Origin of the sequence: Mesorhizobium sp. M7A.F.Ca.CA.004.04.2.1 (assembly GCF_004022825.1) — a bacterium.
Taxonomy (GTDB): domain Bacteria; phylum Pseudomonadota; class Alphaproteobacteria; order Rhizobiales; family Rhizobiaceae; genus Mesorhizobium.
Genome location: NZ_RZPH01001185.1, coordinates 1 through 1680, shown reverse-complemented (window position 1 = coordinate 1680; position 1680 = coordinate 1). Strand labels below are relative to the sequence as shown.

Sequence of the window (1680 nt, the reverse complement as noted above, 5' to 3'; positions counted from 1 at the left end):
GACCAACGTCATGGTGCTCGACGGTGTGCGCACGCCGATACATGGTTTCGTGCTCGGCATCCTGATCGTCGGTGCCGTTGGCATGGATGCGGCGCTGCGCAAGCGGGGCGTGTCGTGATGCGTTTTCTTTCGCTTGTCTCGCAGTATCGCGTCGTCGTCATTCTCGGCCTGACGCTTGTCATTTCCGCGCTGGTGGTCCCCGGCTACCTCTCGGCATCGACCCTCGGCCTCGGCCTCGACCGGGCGGCGACAATCGGCCTGATCGCGATCGGCCTGACGGTGCTTTTGATATCGGGCCAGATCGACCTCTCCGGTGGCGCGGTGTTTGCCCTGGCCGGCATCGTATCGGTCATCCTGCAGCGAGAGATCGGCATTCTCCCTGCGGCGATCGTCGGCATCCTGGTCGGTACCTTGGCAGGCGCCGTCAACGGCATGCTGGTCGTCGGCCTGAAGGTGAATTCGCTCGTGCTGACGCTCGCGACGATGTTGATTTTCCGCTCGCTCTCCCACTGGATCACCAACAGCCAGCCGGTGACCGGAACCGACATCATGCTCTCCCTGGCGCTGGCCAAGATCTATCTCGATGTCTTCACCCTCCGCAGCGCGCTGTTCATCGCCCTGATCGTGCTGCTGCATTTCTGGCTGACGCGCACCATACCCGGGCGCAACGTCTTTGCGGTGGGGTCCAACCCGGCGGCTGCCAAGGAAAGCGGTATCGCCTCGGACCGTATCGTCTTTCTCGGCTTTGTCTTTGCCGGCACGCTTGCCGGCCTGGCGGGGGTTCTCCAGAGCCTCGTCACCAACACCGGCTCGCCTGTCTTCGGCTCGGAACTGACGGTCGCCGTCATTGCCGCGGTCGTTGTCGGCGGGACTCGTCTCGAAGGCGGCAGGGGATCCGCGCTCGGCACGCTCGGCGGCGTGCTGACAATCGGCTCGCTGACCATCGCGATGGAGTTCCAGTCCGTTCCCGCATACGTCCAGCAGGTCGTGTCCGGGCTTATCCTGATCCTGCTCGTCGTGCTCGATCGGGCCGTTACCACCAAGGGGAGGGCTCCGGGCACGCGCCCGGCGCTCGTTCGCGACAATCCAATCACTCAAGGAGGAACCACATGATCGGGAGGAAACACATGATTGGCAAGAAAAGCATGCTTCACGTCGCCGCCGTGGCGGCTGTGCTGGCATCGACGGGCTGGGCCAGTGCCAAGACGGTTTGCTACGTGACGGCAGCGGATTCGCATGCCTACGCGACGCCGGCCAACAAGGCGCTTCAGGCGCGCGCCGCGGAACTCGGCATCGAGATCCTGAGCCTCAGCCAGGATTTTGATGTCCAGAAAGGCACCGAGCAGCTCAACACCTGCGTTGCGCGCAAGGTCGACGGCATCATCCTGTGGCCGCTCGACCCGCAGGCATACATACCGGGGCTGGCGCGCGCGCAGCAGGCGAACATTCCGGCGATCCTCATCAATTCGCCGATGAGCGACGATGCCAAGCCGTTCATCAAGTCGTTCACCGGGCCTGACGTCTACGAGGAAGGCAAGCTGGCGGCGGACTCGCTGAGCAAGGCGCTCGGCGGCAAGGGCTCCGTCGTCATCATCGCCGGCCAGGCCGGCAACGGCACCACGATCGGACGCGTCAGCGGCTTCACCGACCGTCTCAAGGAAACCAATGCAGACATCAAGG

2 protein-coding genes are annotated in these 1680 nt (G+C 64.0%); both read left to right on the top strand.

Features of this window, described 5'->3' with window-relative positions; genetic code table 11:
• Window positions 1–117 precede the first annotated feature (117 nt).
• The gene (locus EN893_RS32775) at window positions 118–1113 is read left to right on the top strand and encodes an ABC transporter permease (protein ID WP_127269515.1); all 996 of its coding nucleotides are present in this window, start codon (window positions 118–120) and stop codon (window positions 1111–1113) included.
• Window positions 1114–1127: 14 nt separating this feature from the next.
• Window positions 1128–1680, top strand: a 553-nt coding sequence (locus tag EN893_RS32770) for a sugar ABC transporter substrate-binding protein (RefSeq protein ID WP_164901336.1), incomplete at its 3' end; no start/stop codon positions are given.

Bases quoted from the DNA above. Each gene is read 5' to 3' on its own strand.
- EN893_RS32775 (WP_127269515.1), top strand. From the start codon at position 118: ATGCGTTTTCTTTCGCTTGTCTCGCAGTATCGCGTCGTCGTCATTCTC.